The organism is Burkholderia sp. E168m23 (assembly GCF_016586125.1).
GTDB classification, from domain to species: domain Bacteria; phylum Pseudomonadota; class Gammaproteobacteria; order Burkholderiales; family Burkholderiaceae; genus Burkholderia; species Burkholderia orbicola.
The window spans coordinates 1-1487 of record NZ_BCPP01001300.1 but is presented as its reverse complement, the minus strand read 5'-3'; the positions used below and the strand labels follow the sequence as shown (position 1 = coordinate 1487).

Genomic DNA, 1487 nt, shown 5'->3' with positions numbered 1-1487 from the left:
CTACGAGAAGACCAGTCCGGTCAGCGCGTTCACGTTGTCGCGCTGATCCGCGGCGCATGAAACCCGACTCCGTTTCTCCGCGGCGGCACCTCGGCCGCCGCTTCCTGATCGAATGGATCGCGATCGGCTGCCTCGGGATCGCGGTGATTCTCGTGTGCGCGCTCGGCCGCCTGTCGTCGAGCGTCGACGGGCTGATCTACGACCGGCTGCTGATGCTGCGCAGCCTGCCGCTGTCGCCCGACGTGGTCGTCGTCGACATCGACAACCAGAGCGTATCCGCGCTCGGCCGCTGGCCGTGGCCGCGCGACGTGCATGCGCGGCTGCTCGATACGCTCGCGCGCGCGCAGCCGGCCGCGGTCGTCTACGACGTGCTGTTTACCGAACCATCGTCGGAGGATCGCGCGTTCGCGGACGCGATGAGCCGCGTGCCGACCTTCCTGCCCGTGCTGTTGAGCCCCGAGCAGGCGGACGGCACGCGCTCCGTCGATCCGCCGGTGGCCGCCCTCGCCGCGCGCGCGACGGGGCTGGGCCATATCAATCTCGAAGTCGATCGCGACGGCATCGTGCGCAGCGTCGCGCTGTTCGAAAGCGACGGCCGCGTGCGCTGGCCGCAACTGATGGTGCCCGTCTATCGCGCGATCCAGGCCGGCCGGCTGCACCCGGTCGGCGGCGTGCCCGGCGCGGACGCGCACGACCTGTCGCGTGATGCGGCGGGCGACGGCCGCTACCTGATTCCGTTCAGCCGCAATACGCCCGCGTATCCGACGCTGTCGTTCGACGACGTGCTCGAAGGGCGCGTGAAACCCGACGCGCTGCGCGGCAAGATCGTCGTCGTCGGCGTGACGGCATCCGGGCTGTACGATCGCTTCGCGACGCCGGTGTCCGGCGAGTTCGGCCCGCTCGCCGGCGTGTATATCCATGCCAACGTGCTCGACATGCTGGCGACCGGCAGTGCGATTTCGCCCGCGTCGCGTGCGGGGTTGTTCGTCGCGTCGCTGCTGCCGCTCGCCGTGTTGCTGGGCGGCTTCCTGATGCTGTCGCCGTGGCGCGCGTTGCTGCTGACGCTGAGCCTCGCCGCGCTCGCCATCGTCGCGAGCCTGGCGCTGCTGTTCGAGGCGCGCATCTGGCTGACGCCGGCGCCCGCGATCTTCGGGCTGATCGCCGTCTATCCGATCTGGAACTGGCGGCGGCTGGAAATGACGATGTCGTACCTGCGCCGCGAGCTGCAGAAGCTCGCCGACGAGCCGCACTTGCTGCCCGAGGCGCCGCGCACGCGCAGCGTCGGCGGCGACGTGCTGGAGCGGCAGATGGCGCTGATGGCGCAGGCCGCGCAGCGTGTGCAGGACATGAAGCGCTTCGTGTGGGACAGCCTCGACAGCATGCCCGAGCCGATCTTCGTGACCGACCTCGCCGGCACCGTGCTGATCGCCAACCATGCCGCGAAACGCTACGGGTCGCGGCTCGCGCTGCCGCTGCCGGAAGGGCGC

The 1487-nt window shown here is 70.3% G+C and carries 1 protein-coding gene; it reads left to right on the top strand.

The genetic code is table 11. The features are described 5' to 3' along the window. Nucleotides 1-56 precede the first annotated feature (56 nt). The coding region (locus JMF90_RS36735; protein WP_201326309.1) for a CHASE2 domain-containing protein at nt 57-1487 on the top strand (1431 nt) is incomplete at its 3' end.